Here is a 19,055-nt window from a genome sequence, read left to right as displayed (position 1 = left end):
TTCTAGGAAGCGCACCCCAACAGGTCAACCTTTCAGAATTTTTGTATCAAACGCCAGCGGCCTTAGAACTTATCTTTCCACGCCCTCAAGGCCGCAAAAACCTCACTCGGCGTCTGGTTACGCTGGCCATTCCGTTCGTCTGCTTTTTGTTTAACGGATGTTTCAGCGGTACGCAGGAACGGATTGGTGAGCTTTTCAAGTGCCAGGGTCGAGGGCAGGGTCATGACGCCGGCGTTGCGTTGCTGGCTGACTTTTTCCAGGCGCGCGGCAATGTCCGGGTTGCCCGGCTCTACCGCAGCGGCGAATCTAAGATTGCTGAGGGTGTATTCATGGGTACAGTAGACCAGCGTATCCTCAGGCAGAGAGGCCAGGCGGCTGAGGGACTGATGCATTTGTGCAGGCGTGCCTTCGAAGAGTCGCCCACAACCGGCGGCAAACAGGGTGTCGCCACAGAACAGCAAGCCATGATGGTAATACGCGATATGCCCCAGGGTGTGGCCGGGTACGGCGTAGACATCGAAGTCCCAGTCGAGGACGCTGAGCCGGTCGTTGTCCTGCAGCGCCACGTCCCGCGCCGGGATGTTTTCACTGGCCGGGCCGTAGACGGTGGCGTGTGTCGCGTTTTTCAGTGCCTGGACGCCGCCGACATGGTCGTGATGATGGTGGGTGATCAGGATGTCGCTCAGGACCCAGCCTGGATGGGCGTCGAGCCAGGCCTGCACCGGCGTGGCGTCGCCGGGGTCGACGACGGCGCAGCGTTGAGTGGCGTGGTCCTGTAACAACCAGATGTAGTTATCGGTGAACGCGGGCAGGGCACTGATCTGTATCATCGCGGAATTCGCCAAGCAGAAAACAAAGGCGCATCTTAGAACTTCCTGACGCGTTGGAGAATGCAATGACCGATGAAGCGTTCGCTCAGGCTGATCCCGACTGGCTTGCGTTGATCAGCGCCGCTCGTGAGTGGCTGTCCGGCCCTGTCGGGCAATTTTTGCTGGAAGAGGAGCGGCGCATGCTCGAAGACGAGCTGGGCCGGTTCTTTGGTGGCTATCTGGTGCACTACGGGCCTTCGGCGCAGACCCCGCCGTCGGCGCCGCAGGTTCAGCGTAATGTACGCCTGGGGGCACCATTGCCTGGCGTGGAGATCGTTTGCGAAGAGCAGGCCTGGCCGTTGAGCGAGCATGCCGCCGATGTGGTGGTGATGCAGCACGGGCTGGATTTCTGTCTCTCCCCGCACGGGCTGCTGCGCGAAGCCGCCAGCAGCGTCCGTCCTGGCGGGCATCTGCTGATCATTGGCATCAATCCCTGGAGCAGTTGGGGGTTGCGTCACGTGTTCGCTCACGATGCTTTGCGTCAGGCTCGCTGCATCTCGGCGTCAAGGGTCGGTGACTGGCTCAACCTGCTGGGCTTCGCGCTGGAGAAACGCCGCTTCGGATGCTATCGTCCGCCGCTTGCGTCGCCCAAGTGGCAGGCCCGTCTGGCCGGCTGGGAGCGCAAGGCCGGTGAGTGGCAACTGTCCGGCGGCGGCTTCTATTTATTGGTGGCGCGCAAGATTGCGGTCGGGCTGCGCCCGGTTCGTCAGGCGCGACGCGAGCCGATGGGTAAGCTGATTCCCTTGCCGATGGCCAAGGTCAATCGTCGCCACATCGAGCCTTAACCCTTTTCTGATGGTCTGGCGGCATTTCGGTTGCGGGCGTTGTCGTTCCCGTCCGGCAGGCCTTTGCATTTTTTTCTGGATGGATTGGCATGAGCGATAGTGTAGAACTCTTCACTGACGGCGCCTGCAAGGGCAATCCCGGCCCGGGTGGCTGGGGGGCGCTGCTGGTATGCAAGGGTGTCGAGAAGGAACTCTGGGGCGGTGAAACCAATACCACCAACAACCGTATGGAGCTGATGGGCGCTATTCGGGGTCTGGAAGAGCTTAAGCGGCCTTGCGACGTATTGCTGGTGACCGACTCGCAGTATGTGATGAAAGGCATCAATGAGTGGATGGCCAACTGGAAGAAGCGTGGCTGGAAAACCGCTGCGAAAGAGCCGGTGAAGAACGCCGATCTGTGGAAACTGCTCGACGAGCAGGTCAACCGTCACAACGTTACCTGGAAATGGGTGCGCGGCCATATCGGCCATCACGGTAACGAACGGGCCGACCAGTTGGCCAACCGTGGGGTGGATGAGGTGCGGGGTTTCAAGCAGGCCTGATACGAGTGGTGTCGGGGCCTGAACAGGATGATCTGTGGCGAGTGGGCTTGTGTGGGAGCAAAGCTTGCTCGCGACACAGGCGCCCTGGTTTTCCTGAAAGACCGCATTATCTTCATCGCGAGCAAGCTTTGCTCCCACAGCTTCGCTCCCATAAGCCAGGTTTCAGGTAAGTCCCCTCGTTACCGGAGCGTGTTAACATCGCCGCTTTTGCAAGCATGCCCGTTGAGAGCTGAACACTGATGGCCAACAGATCTGTTGTACTGGATACCGAAACCACCGGCATGCCGGTGACCGATGGTCACCGGATTATCGAAATCGGCTGTGTCGAGCTGATCGGCCGACGCCTGACCGGTCGCCATTTCCATGTTTACCTGCAACCGGACCGCGAAAGTGATGAAGGCGCCATCGGCGTCCACGGCATCACCAACGAGTTCCTAGTGGGCAAGCCGCGCTTCGCTGAAGTGGCCGATGAGTTCTTCGAGTTCATCCAGGGTGCGCAGCTGATCATCCATAACGCGGCGTTCGACGTTGGCTTCATCAACAACGAATTTGCCCTGATGGGGCAGCACGACCGGGCCGATATCACCCGGCACTGCACCATCCTCGATACCCTGATGATGGCTCGGGAACGGCACCCGGGGCAGCGCAACAGCCTCGATGCCTTGTGCAAGCGCTACGGCGTCGACAACTCCGGTCGTGAACTGCACGGCGCCTTGCTCGACTCGGAGATTCTCGCCGACGTCTACCTGACCATGACGGGTGGCCAGACCAGCCTGTCCCTGGCCGGCAACGCCTCCGATGGCAATGGCACGGGTGAGGGTTCAGGTAACCAGGCAACGGAAATCCGTCGTTTGCCCGCTGACCGCACGCCAGGCCGGATCCTTCGCGCCAGCGAAAACGACCTGGCCGAACATGCCGCGCGTCTGGAAGCTATCGCCAAATCTGCCGGTGCTCCGGCACTGTGGACGCAACTGGTCGAATCCCAGGCCGCGGCGAACTGATCTTGCGCCTGTGGGAGCGAGCCTGCTCGCGATGCAGGCGGCTCGGTCTGTCTGTTGGACCATGGAGATCCCATCGCGAGTAGGCTCGCTCCCACAAGGGCAGTCTTCATTCATTTCTCGCCACAATCGCCAGTACCTTCTAACCTGAGGTAACGGGCAGGCTACGGATACCCGCTTGATGTATGAAGTTTCGAGAGGCAAGGGCAATGGATGGCAGAGCGCCGTTGGTTGTCTCAAGGAATGAGGACTTTTCCCAGTATGCAGCCGGTCATGAATCCCAAGCACCCCGGCCTGTCGGTGCGTGTCGTCGATGACGGCTTTGCCGCCTACATCTGGGGCAGCGACTTCAGTTTCGAGGTCAGCGCCTATGGGACGGCGCAGGTGGGTCGGCCGGTGAGCCAATGGCCAGTGACGCCCATTGCCCCTTATCGTAAATGCTATGGCATTGATCCTGAGGAATTCAGCAGTTTCCGGGACGCTCCGGACAGCGAGATCTTCATGGCTTACCTCGATGACCAACCGGTAGGACATCTGGTGGTGAGTACCAACTGGAACGGTTTTGCCCACATCGATGAGCTTGCCGTGCATGCCCCGGCCCGTCGCCACGGTGTGGCCAGGGCATTGCTGGACGTCGCTCATTTCTGGAGCCGCAAGAAAAAACTACCGGGCATCATGCTCGAAACCCAGAACAACAACCTGGGCGCTTGCCGGCTCTATGAGCGTTGCGGTTACGTGCTGGGCGGGATCGATCACCTGCGCTATCGCGGCATTGACCGTCATACCGCCGAGGTGGCGTTGTTCTGGTACCGGTTGTTCGACGATCCACTGGGCATGGCGATCAGTGGCCCAACAGCGCCTCGGCTTGTTCCGTAATCAGTTCCAGCAGCGACTGGAGGGTGGGAGAGACCGCCGTGCCATTCAGACTCAGCGCATACAGGCAGATGGGAATGGCGGGCGATACCGGGCATACGTCCAGCCCGCCGTCCTTGGCACCTGAAGCGGTGAAGGGGTCGACGATGGCAAGCCCTTCACCAGCCTCGACCATGGCGCGCATCATCTGATGAGTCTGTACGCGGATCTGGATGACCGGCGCGGGGCGTAGCGCCGCCAGCTTATGGTCGAACGCAGGGCTCAGCGGGTCGTGGCCATCCAGGCCCACCAGCGACTGGCCGGCCAGATCCTGAACCGAAATGTATTTTTGCCGCGGTTGCAGCCAGCCGTGGGGCGCCAGCAATTGCAGTTTGCCCTGGGCGATCATCTGGCACTGGATGTCGGAGTGTTCGGGGTCGTGCAGACTAAGGCCCAAGTCACTGTCGCGCAGCAGAAGGCTCTGAACAATGTCTCGGGTCGGTTGGCTGAGCAGGGTGCAAGGGGCGTCCGGATGGCGTCGACGCAGGGCAGCGATACTCTGGGGCAGTAACTGCTGGGCCAGCGGTGGGGTGCAAATGATGCGCAGGGGCGGCGCCTGATAGTGTTTCAGGCTGCTGGCCAGGCGTTGCACCGGTTCGAGGGTGTCATACACGCGGGTGATGCCGTCGCGCAACTCAAGGGCTTCGCGAGTCGCCTGCAATCGCCCGCGCACACTGGCAAACAGCATGAAACCCAGCTGCAGCTCGGCATCGCGCAGCGTCGCCTCCACCTCTGCCACCGGTAATTGCAGCCATTCAGCCGCCGTGCCGAGGTGGCCGGTCTGCAACAGCGCCTGGATCACTTCGATGTGGCGTAAACGCATGCAAGCAGTCCATGTTGGGCGGGAGAGCCATTGAGTGGCTGAATCCTAACCCAAGTCCGGGCATGACTTCTGCTCATAACAACAGGTTATGAAGCAATTAGCGTTTCAGCGGGCGTTTGAGCGGGCGGTAGCGTTTCCGGTTCGCGGGTTAATTCAATCTGGGACTGCACCAGCATGAATTTGCCGTCTTCGAGTTGGTTGACGCGATCTCCGATCGCCAGCTTGAAAGTGGTCACAGGCTCCTTGCCGTTACCGTCGGGCGACGGGGTCGATTCTTGGTATTCATGCACTGAATAGACGCGACCTTCGGCGTCCCGCGCATGAAATTGTCCGACAAGTACTGCTGCCATTGCTTAGAACCTCTGGAAATAAATCACTCGATTTGCGGTTCTGTAGACCTTGGTCAAGCGCGGTAAGTTTTCCTACATGAAAAAAATAGTCCAGTCGGAAGGTTTTCGGTTCTCCGCTGGTCCAATTGTTCGCCCGATCATCTATAAATGGGGCTCCCTTGAACCCATCGTCGAGAAGTGTCCAATGAGTAATGTCTACACCGTGGCCGTTTTAGTGGGGAGCCTGCGCAAGGCTTCGATCAATCGCAAGCTGGCTCTGGCCCTGGCGGGTCTGGCGCCGAGCAACCTGAAGCTGGAAATCATCGAGATAGGCGACCTGCCGCTCTACAACGAAGATATTGACGTCACACCCCCACCAGCCTACAGCACTTTCCGTGAGCAGGTTGGTGCGGCCGACGCATTGTTGTTTGTCACGCCTGAGTACAACCGCTCGGTTCCGGCCCCGATGAAAAATGCCATTGACGTCGGCTCGCGGCCTTACGGCAAGAGCTGCCTGAGCGGTAAACCGGGTGCGGTGATCAGTGCCTCGCCGGGAGCCATGGGTGGTTTCGGCGCCAATCATCATTTGCGCCAGTCCCTGGTTTTCCTCGATGTGCCTTGCATGCAACAGCCGGAGGCTTATCTGGCCGGTGCGGGGAGCGCGTTCGATGAGCAGGGCGAGCTGTCTGAGTCGGTGAGGCCGTTTCTGCAGAAATTCATTGATGCCTATGGCAAGTGGGTTGAACAGCACAAAAAGGCCTGATGCCCGGCATTTTCAGGCATGCATAGCGGGTGAGGGGTTTATCCCCTCGCCACAAGGCGACCCTTCTTTTCCCCTACTAAATCCCTTCTTTCAAGGCTGTTGCGCATGCTCCTCGCGTCGTTGATTTTTCTGCTGACCATTACACTGGTGATCTGGCAACCCAAGGGCCTCGGTGTTGGCTGGAGTGCAACGCTCGGTGCGCTGCTGGCGTTGTTGAGCGGGGTGGTGCAGGTCGGTGACATTGCCCTGGTGTGGCAGATCATCTGGAACGCCACCGGTACGTTTATCGCGCTGATCATCATCAGCCTGTTACTGGACGAGGCTGGGTTCTTCGCCTGGGCCGCCTTGCATGTGGCCCGCTGGGGCCGAGGCAGCGGGCGCAAGCTGTTTGCGTTCATGGTGCTGCTGGGCGCGCTGGTGTCGGCTTTGTTCGCCAATGACGGCGCGGCGTTGATCCTGACGCCCATCGTAATTTCGATGCTGCTGGCCTTGCGTTTTTCTCCGGCGGCAACCCTGGCATTCGTGATGGGCGCCGGCTTCATTGCCGATAGCGCGAGCCTGCCGCTGGTGGTGTCGAACCTGGTGAACATCGTCTCAGCCGACTTCTTCGGCATTGGCTTCAACCGTTACGCGGCGGTCATGGTGCCGGTGAACCTGGTCAGCGTCGCGGCCAGCCTGGCGATATTGCTGTGGTTCTTTCGCCTCGACATCCCGCGCGACTATGACCCGCATCAACTGGATGCCCCGGCGAGTGCCATCCACGACAGGGCCACCTTCTTCGCGGGCTGGGCGGTGTTGGCGATTCTGCTGCTTGGTTGCTTCGCCCTCGAGCCGTTGGGCATTCCCATCAGCGCGATTTCGGCGGTCTGCGCCGCGTTATTGCTGGCCGTCGCGGCCCGCGGTCACAAAATCTCCACTCGCAGGGTCATGAAGGAGGCGCCGTGGCAGATCGTGATCTTCTCCCTGGGCATGTATCTGGTGGTCTATGGCCTGCGCAATGCGGGGCTGACTGGCTACCTGGCGCAATGGCTCGACGGTTTCGCCGCCTATGGTGTGTGGGGGGCGGCGATGGGCACCGGGCTGTTGACGGCTTTGCTCTCGTCGATCATGAACAACCTGCCGACGGTGCTGATCGGTGCCTTGTCCATCGATGCCAGTCAGGCCACCGGGGTGGTGAAGGAGGCGATGATCTACGCCAACGTCATCGGCAGCGACCTGGGCCCGAAAATCACTCCGATCGGCAGCCTGGCGACTTTGCTTTGGCTGCACGTGCTGGCGCGCAAGGACATCCGGATTGGCTGGGGGTACTACTTCAAGGTCGGGATTGTGCTGACCGTGCCGGTGTTGTTGGTGACGTTGGCGGCGTTGGCGTTGCGGTTGTCCATTTAGACCGCGTTGACTTTATCGCGAGCAGGCTCGCTCCCACATGGATGCAGTGTTGCCATTGAAGTTGCAAACGCCGCGGTCACTGTGGGAGCGAGCCTGCTCGCGATGAGGTCCGGACAGACGCCGTCCATCTCACCCATTCCCCGGCACATCCGGCCAAAGATCCGCCACTAGGAACGCTCGCTCGGTTTCTTCCCACTCACCCTCGGCATTTTCACTCAGGCGCACCATCAATTGTGCGGGGGCCATGGGGTCGAGGGCCATTCGCCAGGCATCCAGTTGCCCGGCACTCCAGGTCTGGTCCGCCGGATAATGGGCCGGGGCCAGCCAGCCAGCGCGGGGCAGGGGTTGCCAGCGCCCCGGCGGACGCTGGGCAACGAACGCCGGCCAGTCCCGCTGATGCAGCCACCTTCCGCGCAAATGCCTGGGATGGGCGCCGGTTGGGGGTTCGGCATGGCCGGGCCACGGGTAAAGCAGATAACCGCCCAGCCAGAGTTCCGAGCGAAACAGCTCGATGCCCGAGGGTTCGATGCCCAGCGTTGCCAGGGCCTCTCGGCTTTCCGGGCGAGCGGAGATTGGTAGCTGGTGTTCGCGCAAATGCGCCAGTTTAAGGTCGAGCCGGTCATGGCAGCCCGGGCCGAGCCATTGTGCGGTGTCCTGCCCGTGGCCGTTTTGCGGCCCGAGGTACAACTTGATCGCCAGTTCCAGGTGGTGGATGCCGTCGCCATCGCGCAGCAGCAGGTCCAGTTCACCCAGGGTCTGGCCCTGGTGGCGGATCGGCAGGTTGGCGGCGATCAGCTCAATGCCCGGCGCGTGCTGCACCGCAAACTGCCACAACCTTTCGTAATACAGACCCAGGCGCCGGGTTCTGCCCTGGGACAGGCAATGCAGTAACGGATAGCTGTCGCGGTCCAGTTGTCGCAGCCAGTGTTCCAGTTGATGAGGCTGTTGCACCCAGTCGCTGCCGGTCAGGGGATGGCGTTGGGGCCAGGGCGTGTCGATCAGCATCGGCGGGGCAAGGATCGCCCAAGCCAGGTCGCGCACTTCGGGATGGCGCAGGCGGCGGGGCAAGTCGAGCAGTTCGGGGAACAGGATCATTTTGCGAGCATAGCCTGCGTCGAAGGCTTAAAGAATTTTGTCTATGGGCGGCTTTCGCCCATAATCGTGTTTTTCGCCCGACGCAGACCCTCGCAGGAGCCCCATGGAGCAATTTCGCAATATCGGCATCATCGGTCGCCTGGGCAGTTCGCAGGTGCTGGACACTGTTCGCCGACTCAAACGTTTCCTCCTGGAGCGGCACCTGCATGTGATCCTCGAAGATACCATCGCCGAAGTCTTGCCCGGTCACGGCCTGCAGACTTCGTCGCGCAAGATGCTCGGCGAAGTCTGTGACATGGTGATCGTGGTCGGCGGCGATGGCAGTCTGCTGGGGGCCGCCCGAGCCCTGGCGCGGCACAACATTCCGGTACTGGGCATCAACCGGGGCAGCCTGGGGTTTCTGACCGATATCCGCCCCGACGAGCTGGAAACCAAAGTGGCCGAGGTGTTGGACGGTCACTATCTGGTGGAGAATCGCTTCCTGCTGCAAGCCGAGGTGCGCCGTCACGCCGAAGCCATCGGCCAGGGCGATGCCCTCAACGATGTGGTGCTGCACCCCGGCAAATCCACGCGGATGATCGAATTCGAGCTGTATATCGACGGTCAGTTCGTCTGCAGCCAGAAGGCCGACGGCCTGATCGTCGCCACGCCCACCGGCTCCACGGCCTATGCGCTTTCCGCCGGTGGCCCGATCATGCATCCCAAGCTCGACGCTATTGTGATTGTGCCCATGTACCCCCATACCTTGTCTGGGCGACCCATTGTGGTCGATGGCAATAGTGAGCTGAAAATCGTCGTGTCCAAGGATATGCAGATCTACCCGCAAGTGTCCTGTGACGGCCAGAACCATTTCACCTGCGCGCCGGGTGACACCATCACCGTCAGCAAAAAAGCGCAGAAGCTGCGCCTGATCCACCCGCTGGATCACAATTACTACGAAGTCTGCCGGACCAAGCTCGGCTGGGGCAGTCGGTTGGGGGGTGGAGGCGACTGATGCTCGATCCTGCGCGCAGTTACGACCTGATCGGCGACGTGCACGGATGCGCCCTGACCCTGGAACGCCTGCTGGACCGCCTCGGTTACCACAAGCAGGGCGGCGTCTGGCGGCACCCGTCGCGCATGGCCGTGTTCCTGGGGGACATCATCGACCGTGGTCCGCGGATCCGCGAAGCCCTGCACATCGTCCACGACATGGTGGTGGCCGGTCAGGCGCTGTGCATCATGGGCAACCACGAGTTCAACGCCCTGGGCTGGAGCACGCCGGCGTTGCCGGGCAGCGGCCAGCGCTACGTGCGCGAACACACCCCGCGCCATGCCCGTCTGCTCAACGAAACCCTGACCCAGTTCGAGCAGCATCCGGGCGACTGGCATGACTTTCTCAAGTGGTTTTACGAGTTGCCGCTGTTTGTCGATGCCCAGCGCTTTCGGGTGGTCCACGCCTGCTGGGACAACGGTCTGATCGAGCCGCTGCGAGGCTTGTTCCCGGACGGCTGTATCGACGAGCATTTCCTCCAGGCCTCGGCGGAGCCGGGCAGTTTCGCCTGCACGGTGTTTGATCGCCTGCTGCGCGGTACCGACATGCGCTTGCCCCATGGCCTGACCCTCACCGGCGGCGACGGCCTGACCCGTTCGTTCTTTCGCACCAAGTTCTGGGAAGACGATCCTCAGACCTATGGAGACATCGTGTTCCAACCCGACGCCTTGCCCGAACCGGTGGCTCGCACGCCGCTGTCGCCCGACGAAAAGAATAATCTGCTGCGCTATGGCGTGCATGAGCCCATGCTCTTCGTCGGTCATTACTGGCGCAGCGGCAAACCCGCGCCGATCCGCTCGAACCTGGCCTGCCTGGATTACAGCGCGGTGCTTTACGGAAAACTGGTGGCCTATCGTCTCGACGCAGAAACCCGACTGGACCCGCATAAATTTGTCTGGGTCGATGTCGAACGGCCGGAGGAACTGCGATGAGCGTCGTGGCGGTCTTGCGCTTGCCCTTGGCCGAGGATCTGAGCGGCTTCGTCAAATTGCTGCAACGCATGCAGGTGCCCCATCGGGTCAGCGAGGAGGCGGGCGAGCAGGTGCTCTGGGTGCCCGATGAAATCAGCGAAGACGTGCGCTCGTTGTATGCACGCTTCCCGAGCGGCGATCCCGAGCACCAGTTGGAGTTGCCGGGCACCGGCAGCACGTCGCGCCGGCCTGGTTTCGTCCAGCAACTGACCCGCAGCCCGGTTACAGCACTGGTGTTGCTGCTGAGCCTGATCGTCGGCGCCGTGACGTTGCTGGGGGAAAATCTCGAGACCTTGCGCTGGCTGACATTCCTGGAGTTTCGCGTCGTCGGCGACTATATCCATTTCACGCCCCTGGCCGACAGCCTGGCGGCAGGGCAGTGGTGGCGCCTGGTGACGCCGATGCTGATCCATTTCGGTTTCCTGCACATCGCCATGAATGGCATGTGGTACTGGGAACTGGGACGGCGGATCGAAGCGCGCCAGGGCGGCATCAACCTGCTGGGGCTGACACTGCTGTTCAGCCTCGTGTCCAACTTCGCCCAATATTTCTTCAGCGGCCCGACCTTGTTCGGCGGCTTGTCCGGCGTGCTCTATGGTCTGTTGGGGCACTGCTGGATCTTTCAACTGCTGGCGCCGAACCCGGCCTATCACTTGCCCCGTGGGGTGCTGGTGATGATGCTGGTGTGGCTGGTGCTGTGCCTGTCCGGGCTGATCTCGCTGATCGGTTTCGGCGAAATCGCCAACGCGGCCCACGTCGGCGGGCTGCTCATCGGTTGCTTCACGGGTTTGTTGGGCGGGCTGTTCGCTCGTCGTAAAATGGCCCTCTGACGGCGCCTGTAATATTTGAATATGCGCGATTGCGCGGAGAACCCATGTCCTCGTTCAACGAAATGATCAAAAACATCACCCCCGAGATCTATCAGAGCCTGAAGCTGGCGGTGGAAATCGGTAAATGGGCCGATGGCAACAAGCTCACCGCCGAACAGCGCGAATTGTCGCTGCAGGCGATGATCGCCTGGGAGATGCAAAATCTGCCCGAAGAGGAACGCACCGGCTACATGGGCCCGCAGGAGTGCCAGTCGAAGGCCACAGAAGTGCCGAACATCCTGTTCAAGTCGGATGCCATCCATTGATCGAGATTGGCCGCGGTGCAATCAGCAAGATGTCGGCACGCCTTGACGGGCCGACCGTTCAATACGCCTTTCGCCTGGGCGATACCGAGGTGCCAGTCAACCCGTTGATTGGCAGCACGGTGCGCCTGGAGTTTCTCGGTGCGATCCACTGCAGCCATTGCGGACGCAGGACCAAGACCAGCTTCAGCCAGGGTTATTGCTACCCCTGCATGACTAAACTGGCCCAGTGCGACCTGTGCATCATGAGCCCTGAGCGCTGCCACTTCGATGCGGGCACCTGCCGCGAGCCGGCCTGGGGCGAACAGTTCTGCATGACCGATCATGTGGTGTACCTGGCCAATTCCTCGGGCGTGAAAGTCGGCATCACCCGCGCCACGCAGCTGCCGACCCGCTGGCTGGACCAGGGCGCCAGCCAGGCGCTGCCGATCCTGCGGGTCGCCACTCGCCAGCAATCGGGCTTTGTCGAAGACCTGTTCCGCAGCCAGGTGGCGGACAAGACCAACTGGCGTGCATTGCTCAAGGGCGACGCCGTGGCGGTGGACCTGCCGCAGATCCGCGATTCGCTGTTCGAGAGCTGCGCCGAAGGTCTGCAAGGCTTGCAGGAACGATTCGGCTTGCAAGCGATCCAGACCATAGCGGACGTCGAGCCGATCGAGATCCGTTATCCGGTGGAGCAATACCCGGCCAAGATCGTCAGCTTCAACCTGGACAAGAACCCGATTGCCGAAGGCACGCTGCTGGGGATCAAGGGCCAATACCTGATTTTCGACACTGGCGTGATCAATATTCGTAAATACACGGCTTATCAGCTCGCCGTGCATCAGTAGAAGGATTTGCCCCATGCGCACCGAACAACCGAAGATGATTTACCTGAAGGACTATCAGGCGCCCGAGTACCTGATCGACGAGACGCACCTGACCTTCGAGTTGTTCGAGGACCACAGCCTGGTCCATGCGCAACTGGTGATGCGCCGTAACCCCGAGCGCGGTGCCGGCCTGCCGCCCCTGGTGCTCGATGGCCAGCAGCTGGAACTGCTCTCGATCAAGCTCGATGACACCGACCTCAATCCGCTGGACTATCAGTTGGACGCCAGCCACCTGACCCTGCAACCCAAGGCCCCGGCCTTCACGGTGGACACCACTGTCAGGATCCACCCGGAAACCAACACCGCCCTGGAAGGCTTGTACAAGTCCGGCAGCATGTTCTGCACCCAGTGCGAGGCCGAAGGTTTCCGCAAGATCACCTATTACCTCGACCGCCCGGATGTGATGAGTACGTTCACCACCACGGTGGTGGCCGAGCAGCACAGCTATCCGGTGTTGCTGTCCAACGGCAACCCGATCGCCAGCGGTCCCGGCGAAGATGGCCGGCACTGGGCGACCTGGGAAGACCCGTTCAAGAAACCCGCCTACCTGTTTGCCCTGGTGGCCGGTGACCTGTGGTGCGTCGAAGACACCTTCACCACCATGACCGAGCGCACCGTGGCGCTGCGCATCTATGTCGAGCCGGAAAACATCGACAAGTGCCAGCACGCCATGACCAGCCTCAAGAAGTCGATGCGCTGGGATGAAGAGGTCTATGGCCGTGAGTATGACCTGGACATCTTCATGATCGTCGCGGTCAACGACTTCAACATGGGCGCCATGGAAAACAAGGGCCTGAACATCTTCAACTCCAGCGCAGTGCTGGCCCGCGCCGAAACCGCCACCGATGCCGCGCACCAGCGGGTCGAAGCGATCGTTGCCCACGAGTATTTCCATAACTGGTCGGGCAACCGCGTGACGTGCCGTGACTGGTTCCAGTTGTCCCTCAAGGAAGGCTTCACTGTGTTCCGCGACGCCGGTTTTTCGGCCGACATGAACTCGGCCACGGTCAAGCGTATCCAGGACGTGGCGTACCTGCGCACTCACCAGTTTGCCGAAGACGCAGGTCCCATGGCCCACCCGGTGCGCCCGGACAGCTTCATCGAAATTTCCAACTTCTACACCCTGACCGTGTACGAAAAGGGGTCGGAAGTGGTCGGCATGATCCACACCCTGCTGGGGGCCGAGGGCTTTCGCAAGGGCAGCGACCTGTACTTCGAGCGCCACGACGGCCAGGCCGTGACCTGCGATGACTTCATCAAGGCCATGGAGGATGCCAACGGCGTCGACCTGAGTCAGTTCACGCGCTGGTACAGCCAGGCGGGTACGCCACGGCTGGCGGTCAGCGAGTCCTACGACGCTGCTGCCCGAACCTACAGCCTGACCTTCAGCCAGAGCTGCCCACCGACCCCGGACAAAATGGAAAAACTGCCATTTGTGATTCCCGTGGAGCTGGGTTTGCTGGACAGCAAGGGCAACGAAATCCCTCTGCGCCTGGCCTGCGAAGCGGCGGCAACTGGCACGTCCCGGGTGATCTCGGTGACCGAAGCCGAGCAGACCGTCACCTTTGTCGACATCGCCGAAAAGCCGTTGCCTTCGTTGTTGCGCGGCTTCTCGGCCCCGGTGAAGCTGAGCTTCCCGTACGATCGGGACCACTTGATGTTCCTGATGCAGCACGACAGCGACGGCTTCAACCGCTGGGATGCCGGCCAGCAGTTGTCGGTGCAGGTGCTGCAGGAACTGATCGCCCAGCATCAGAAAGGCGAAAATCTGGTGCTGGATCCGCGTCTGGTCAGCGCTTTGCGTAGCGTGCTGTCGGACGAATCCCTGGATCAGGCCATGGTCGCGGAAATGCTCTCGCTGCCAAGCGAGGCTTATCTGACGGAAATCAGCGAAGTGGCCGACGTGGAGGCGATCCATGCCGCGCGGGAATTCGCCCGTCAGCAACTGGCGGACAATCTGTTCGAAGCCCTGTGGCTGCGCTATGAGGCCAACCGTGACCTGTCCAAGCGCACGCCGTACGTGGCCGAGGCCGAGCATTTCGCCCGCCGTGCCTTGCAGAACATCGCGCTGTCGTACCTGATGCTGACCGACAAGCCGGAAGTGCTCAGTGCCACCCTGGAGCAGTTCGACACCGCCGACAATATGACCGAGCGTCTCACGGCCCTGGCGGTGCTGGTCAATTCCCCGTTCGAAGCCGAGAAGGCCAAGGCGCTGGAAGTGTTCGCGGAGAACTTCAAAGGCAACCCGCTGGTCATGGACCAATGGTTCAGCGTCCAGGCCGGCAGCCCGTTGCCGGGCGGCCTGGCGCGGGTCAAGGCCTTGATGGAACATCCGGCGTTCAATATCAAGAACCCGAACAAGGTACGCGCTTTGGTGGGGGCGTTTGCCGGGCAGAACCTGATCAACTTCCACGCGGCTGACGGTTCAGGTTATCGCTTCCTGGCGGATCTGGTGATCCAGCTCAATGGCTTCAACCCGCAGATCGCCGCACGGCAACTGGCGCCACTGACCCGCTGGCGCAAATACGACAGTGCCCGCCAGGCGCTGATGAAAGCCGAGCTGGAGCGCATCCTGGCGTCCGGCGGGCTGTCGGCCGATGTGTTCGAAGTGGTGAGCAAGAGCCTGGCGTGACCTTGGCACCGCGGTCTGCCTGGCAGGCCGCGGTGTTCCCATCGCGAGCAGGCTCGCTCCCACAGGTGATCTTCAGTGAGCATATATCTTGTGTTCAACATTGATCCCTTGTGGGAGCGAGCCTGCTCGCGATGGCGTCAGACCTGTCTACACAACAACCGCCTCGATAGCCTGCCATAACCTCCCCGAATACCCCTTCATTCACCCCCGACCGCACTGCGCCACGGTTAACAAAAGATAACGCGGCGTCGATTGTCAGACCTTTCCAAAGCCCGATAGGATAGGTCAGCTTCCGAAGTGGCTCTAGATTGCAGGTTTCAGGACTATGCTCCAGAACAGTCAATCACGATGAGCCCGCTTACGGCGCCCTGAAGGGTTGAATGACCTAACAATAATAATGGGGGAAAGGTCTATGAATGAGCCTGTCATGGCTGTGGGCCGCTGCCGGCCGCCGGTACTGCGCAGAGTCGCGTTGCTGGTCTCGGCGCTCTCGCTGCTGGGCTCTGCCGTGTTGTCTGCACCGGTGATGGCCGTAGCGGCTTCGACATCCGATGTCATCTATTCCGTCGAGTCGGCCAAGGCCAGCAAAACCCTGATGCTCGATGTGGTCCATGCCGGCAAACGCCTGGTGGCGGTCGGTGATCGCGGGCACATTGTCTATTCGGACGATCAGGGCGGTTCCTGGACTCAGGCCAAGGTGCCGACCCGCCAGTTGCTCACCGCAGTATTTTTCGTCGATGACAAACACGGCTGGGCCGTGGGGCACGACGCGCAGATACTGGCCAGCGAAGACGGTGGCAGCACCTGGACCAAGCAATTCGAAGACCTGACCCGTGAATCGCCGCTGCTGGACGTCTGGTTCAAGGACGCGAGCAACGGTTTTGCCGTGGGCGCCTACGGGGCGCTGTTCGAAACCACCGACGGCGGCAAGCACTGGGAAGAGGTCGGGGATCGTCTCGACAACGAAGACCAGTTCCACCTCAACGCGATAGCTGCGGTGAAAGACGCCGGGCTGTTCATCGTCGGTGAGGCCGGCAGCATGTTCCGCTCCAGCGATTGGGGCCAGACCTGGGAAAAGATCGAAGGCCCATACGAAGGTTCGCTGTTCGGCGTCATCGGCACCGCTCAGCCTTCAACGCTGTTGGCCTACGGCCTGCGCGGCAACCTCTATCGCTCCACCGATTTTGGTAGCACCTGGGAGCAGGTCGAACTCAAGGCCACCCGCGGTGCCCTGGAATTCGGCCTGTCCGGGGCCACGCTCTTGCCAGATGGCTCCATCGTAATTGTCGGCAACGGCGGCAGTGTGGTGCGCAGCAGTGATGACGGCGTGACCTTCAGCGTGTTCAACCGCCCGGATCGGATTTCTGTGGCGGCTGTCACGGCGGCGGGCAACGGCAATCTGATCCTGGCAGGACAGGGTGGCGTTCATGCCACCACCCCCACCGGCGCTGAATTGAGCAAATGAGCCGCAAACATCCGGCGGGCACAATAACAAGAAGGCGGACCCCATGAGCAGTCATCACCAAGACAAGGCGACGTTCCTCGAGCGCCTGATTTTCAACAACCGCCCGGCAGTGATCGTCATTTGCCTGTTGGTCAGTATTTTCCTGTTCTGGCAGGCCACGCTGATCCGGCCGTCCACCAGTTTCGAAAAGATGATCCCCCTCGAGCACCCCTTCATCGAGAAGATGCTCGAACACCGCAATGACCTGGCGAACCTGGGCAACACGGTGCGGATTTCCGTGGAGGCCACCAACGGTGACATTTTCTCCAAGGATTACATGGAGACCTTGCGCCAGATTCACGACGAGGTGTTCTACATTTCCGGCGTCGACCGCTCCGGCCTCAAGTCGTTGTGGAGCCCGAGCGTGCGCTGGACCGAGGTGACGGAGGAGGGCTTTGCCGGTGGTGAGGTGATTCCCCAGAGCTATGACGGCTCGGCAGACAGCCTCGACCTGTTACGCAACAACGTGCTCAAGTCCGGCCAGGTCGGACGCCTGGTAGCCAACGATTTCAAATCGAGCATCATCGATATCCCGCTGTTGGAGTCCTATCCGGACCCGCAGGACCAGGGCAAGCTGCTGGCCCTGGATTATCAGAAGTTCTCCCACGAACTCGAAGACAAGATTCGCAACAAGTTTGAAGCCCAGAACCCCAACGTAAAGATCCATATCGTGGGCTTCGCCAAGAAGGTCGGTGACTTGATCGACGGCCTGACCATGGTGGTGATGTTCTTCGGCGTGGCCTTCATCATTACCCTGGTGCTGCTGTACTGGTTCACGAACTGCATGCGCAGCACCATTGCAGTGCTGAGCACGACCCTGGTGGCCGTGGTCTGGCAGTTGGGGCTGATGCACGCCGTCGGTTTCGGGCTCGATCCTTATTCGATGCTGGTGCCGTTTCTGATCTTCGCCATTGGTATCTCCCACGGTGTGCAGAAAATCAACGGTATCGCTTTGCAATCCAGTGAAGCGGACAACGCCCTGACGGCGGCGCGGCGCACATTCCGCCAGTTGTTCCTGCCGGGGATGATCGCAATCCTGGCGGATGCCGTCGGCTTCATCACCTTGCTGATCATCGACATCGGCGTGATCCGGGAACTGGCCTTCGGTGCGTCCATCGGCGTGGCGGTGATTGTGTTCACCAACCTGATCCTGTTGCCGGTGGCGATTTCCTATGTCGGCATCAGCAAGCGTGCCATCGAGCGCAGCAAAAAGGATGCGACGCGGGAGCATCCGTTCTGGCGCCTGCTGTCGAAGTTTGCCAGCGCCAAAGTCGCGCCGGTGTCGATCATCCTGGCCTTGATCGCCTTTGGTGGCGGCCTCTGGTACAGCCAGAACCTGAAGATCGGTGATCTGGACCAGGGCGCGCCGGAGTTGCGTCCGGACTCGCGCTACAACCAGGACAACAACTTCATCATCAGCAACTATTCCACCAGCTCCGATGTCCTGGTGGTGATGGTCAAGACCAAGGCTGAAGGCTGCTCACGCTATGAAGCCATGGCTCCCATCGACGAACTGATGTGGAAAATGCAGAACACCGAGGGGGTGCAGTCGGCGATCTCCCTGGTCACCGTGTCCAAGCAAATGATCAAGGGCATGAACGAGGGCAACCTGAAATGGGAAACCCTGTCGCGCAACCCTGACGTGTTGAACAACTCCATTGCCCGGGCCGATGGCCTGTACAACAACAACTGTTCCGTGGCCCCGGTGTTGGTTTTCCTCAACGACCACAAGGCCGAGACCCTGGACCGCGCCGTGAAGGTGGTGCAGGAGTTTGCCAAGGAAAACAATCGCGACGGACTGGAGTTCATCCTCGCCGCCGGTAACGCCGGCATTGAGGCTGCAACCAACGAAGTGATCAAGGAATCGGAACTGACCATCCTGATCCTGGTGTACATCTGTGTGGCAACCATGTGCATGATCACCTTCCGTTCCTGGGCGGCGACGCTGTGCATCGTGCTGCCGCTGGTGCTGACCTCGGTGCTGGGGAACGCCCTGATGGCCTTCATGGGTATCGGTGTGAAGGTCGCGACGCTGCCAGTGGTGGCGCTTGGCGTGGGGATAGGCGTGGACTACGGCATCTATATCTACAGTCGCCTGGAAAGCTTCCTGCGGGCCGGCTTGCCGTTGCAAGAGGCGTACTACCAGACGCTGAAGTCCACCGGTAAGGCCGTGTTGTTCACAGGCCTGTGCCTGGCTATCGGTGTGTGCACCTGGATCTTCTCGGCCATCAAGTTCCAGGCCGACATGGGGCTGATGCTGACGTTCATGTTGTTGTGGAACATGTTCGGGGCACTGTGGCTGCTGCCGGCGCTGGCGCGGTTCCTGATCAAACCTGAGAAAATGGCAGGGCAGAAGAGTAAGTCGTTGTTTGCCCATTAATACATGTGGCGAGGGAGCTTGCTCCCTCG

At 60.8% G+C, this 19,055-nt stretch carries 18 protein-coding genes; 14 read left to right on the top strand and 4 right to left on the bottom strand.

Going from position 1 to position 19,055, the window contains the following annotated elements:
- Window positions 1-62: 62 nt before the first annotated feature.
- Window positions 63-830 carry a hydroxyacylglutathione hydrolase gene (gene gloB / locus GKKCFE_RS12680; protein ID WP_139049963.1) on the bottom strand — a complete coding sequence of 256 codons (768 nt, stop codon included), beginning with the start codon at window positions 828-830 and terminating at the stop codon, window positions 63-65.
- A 65-nt stretch (window positions 831-895) separates the two neighbouring features.
- Here gloB and GKKCFE_RS12675 point away from each other — a divergent pair, with 65 nt between their 5' ends.
- From GKKCFE_RS12675 to GKKCFE_RS12660, 4 genes are all read left to right on the top strand, one after another.
- Entirely contained in the window at window positions 896-1,654 is a 759-nt protein-coding gene (locus GKKCFE_RS12675) for a class I SAM-dependent methyltransferase (protein WP_047225765.1), read from the top strand.
- 89 nt (window positions 1,655-1,743) lie between these two features.
- Window positions 1,744-2,196, top strand: a complete 453-nt coding sequence (gene rnhA / locus GKKCFE_RS12670; RefSeq protein ID WP_047225766.1) for a ribonuclease HI — start codon at window positions 1,744-1,746, stop codon at window positions 2,194-2,196.
- Window positions 2,197-2,435: 239 nt separating this feature from the next.
- Window positions 2,436-3,197 (top strand): DNA polymerase III subunit epsilon, encoded by a 762-nt coding sequence (gene dnaQ, locus GKKCFE_RS12665; protein WP_047225767.1) that lies wholly within the window; start codon window positions 2,436-2,438, stop codon window positions 3,195-3,197.
- A gap of 258 nt (window positions 3,198-3,455) precedes the next feature.
- Window positions 3,456-4,070 (top strand): GNAT family N-acetyltransferase, encoded by a 615-nt coding sequence (locus GKKCFE_RS12660; protein WP_047225768.1) that lies wholly within the window; start codon window positions 3,456-3,458, stop codon window positions 4,068-4,070.
- Here the strand turns inward: GKKCFE_RS12660 and GKKCFE_RS12655 are convergent.
- Together GKKCFE_RS12655 and GKKCFE_RS12650 are read right to left on the bottom strand one after the other, a co-directional pair.
- Window positions 4,036-4,929, bottom strand: coding sequence for a LysR substrate-binding domain-containing protein (locus tag GKKCFE_RS12655; RefSeq protein ID WP_339488136.1), 894 nt, complete (start codon window positions 4,927-4,929; stop codon window positions 4,036-4,038). The two genes, GKKCFE_RS12660 and GKKCFE_RS12655, sit on opposite strands and share 35 nt — an antisense overlap.
- A gap of 86 nt (window positions 4,930-5,015) precedes the next feature.
- A complete protein-coding gene (locus GKKCFE_RS12650) occupies window positions 5,016-5,279 on the bottom strand; it encodes a hypothetical protein (RefSeq protein ID WP_047225770.1) in 264 nt (87 codons plus the stop codon).
- A gap of 184 nt (window positions 5,280-5,463) precedes the next feature.
- Between GKKCFE_RS12650 and GKKCFE_RS12645 the strand changes: the two genes are divergently transcribed.
- Window positions 5,464-6,021 carry an NADPH-dependent FMN reductase gene (locus GKKCFE_RS12645; RefSeq protein WP_445577933.1) on the top strand — a complete coding sequence of 186 codons (558 nt, stop codon included), beginning with the start codon at window positions 5,464-5,466 and terminating at the stop codon, window positions 6,019-6,021.
- Between the two features lie 105 nt (window positions 6,022-6,126).
- Window positions 6,127-7,410 carry an arsenic transporter gene (locus GKKCFE_RS12640; protein WP_445577932.1) on the top strand — a complete coding sequence of 428 codons (1,284 nt, stop codon included), beginning with the start codon at window positions 6,127-6,129 and terminating at the stop codon, window positions 7,408-7,410.
- A 129-nt stretch (window positions 7,411-7,539) separates the two neighbouring features.
- Here the strand turns inward: GKKCFE_RS12640 and GKKCFE_RS12635 are convergent, their stop codons facing one another.
- Complete coding sequence (locus GKKCFE_RS12635) at window positions 7,540-8,505, bottom strand: DUF1853 family protein (RefSeq protein ID WP_047225773.1); 966 nt, start codon at window positions 8,503-8,505, stop codon at window positions 7,540-7,542.
- 103 nt (window positions 8,506-8,608) lie between these two features.
- Between GKKCFE_RS12635 and GKKCFE_RS12630 the strand changes: the two genes are divergently transcribed.
- The 8 genes from GKKCFE_RS12630 to GKKCFE_RS12595 all read left to right on the top strand — a co-directional run bounded on the left by GKKCFE_RS12630 (window position 8,609) and on the right by GKKCFE_RS12595 (window position 19,026).
- Window positions 8,609-9,499 (top strand): NAD(+) kinase, encoded by an 891-nt coding sequence (locus GKKCFE_RS12630; protein ID WP_003202709.1) that lies wholly within the window; start codon window positions 8,609-8,611, stop codon window positions 9,497-9,499.
- Entirely contained in the window at window positions 9,496-10,470 is a 975-nt protein-coding gene (locus GKKCFE_RS12625; protein WP_171061363.1) for a metallophosphoesterase, read from the top strand. The genes GKKCFE_RS12630 and GKKCFE_RS12625 overlap by 4 nt, the downstream gene beginning before the upstream one ends.
- Complete coding sequence (locus GKKCFE_RS12620; RefSeq protein WP_047225775.1) at window positions 10,467-11,339, top strand: rhomboid family intramembrane serine protease; 873 nt, start codon at window positions 10,467-10,469, stop codon at window positions 11,337-11,339. The genes GKKCFE_RS12625 and GKKCFE_RS12620 overlap by 4 nt, the downstream gene beginning before the upstream one ends.
- Window positions 11,340-11,383: 44 nt before the next feature.
- Window positions 11,384-11,644, top strand: a complete 261-nt coding sequence (locus GKKCFE_RS12615) for a YeaC family protein (protein WP_047225776.1) — start codon at window positions 11,384-11,386, stop codon at window positions 11,642-11,644.
- Window positions 11,641-12,471, top strand: a complete 831-nt coding sequence (locus GKKCFE_RS12610) for a DUF2797 domain-containing protein (RefSeq protein ID WP_076384435.1) — start codon at window positions 11,641-11,643, stop codon at window positions 12,469-12,471. Before GKKCFE_RS12615 ends, GKKCFE_RS12610 begins: the two co-directional genes overlap by 4 nt.
- A 13-nt stretch (window positions 12,472-12,484) precedes the next feature.
- Window positions 12,485-15,142 carry an aminopeptidase N gene (pepN, locus tag GKKCFE_RS12605; RefSeq protein WP_445577931.1) on the top strand — a complete coding sequence of 886 codons (2,658 nt, stop codon included), beginning with the start codon at window positions 12,485-12,487 and terminating at the stop codon, window positions 15,140-15,142.
- Window positions 15,143-15,554: 412 nt separating this feature from the next.
- A complete protein-coding gene (locus GKKCFE_RS12600) occupies window positions 15,555-16,607 on the top strand; it encodes a WD40/YVTN/BNR-like repeat-containing protein (RefSeq protein WP_047225779.1) in 1,053 nt (350 codons plus the stop codon).
- 43 nt (window positions 16,608-16,650) lie between these two features.
- Window positions 16,651-19,026, top strand: a complete 2,376-nt coding sequence (locus GKKCFE_RS12595) for an efflux RND transporter permease subunit (RefSeq protein WP_445577930.1) — start codon at window positions 16,651-16,653, stop codon at window positions 19,024-19,026.
- Window positions 19,027-19,055: the final 29 nt, after the last annotated feature.

It is taken from the genome of Pseudomonas sp. E141 (genome assembly GCF_052659885.1).
The sequence above is the reverse complement of the archived record's forward strand: the minus strand, read 5'-3'. Positions and strand labels throughout refer to the sequence as shown.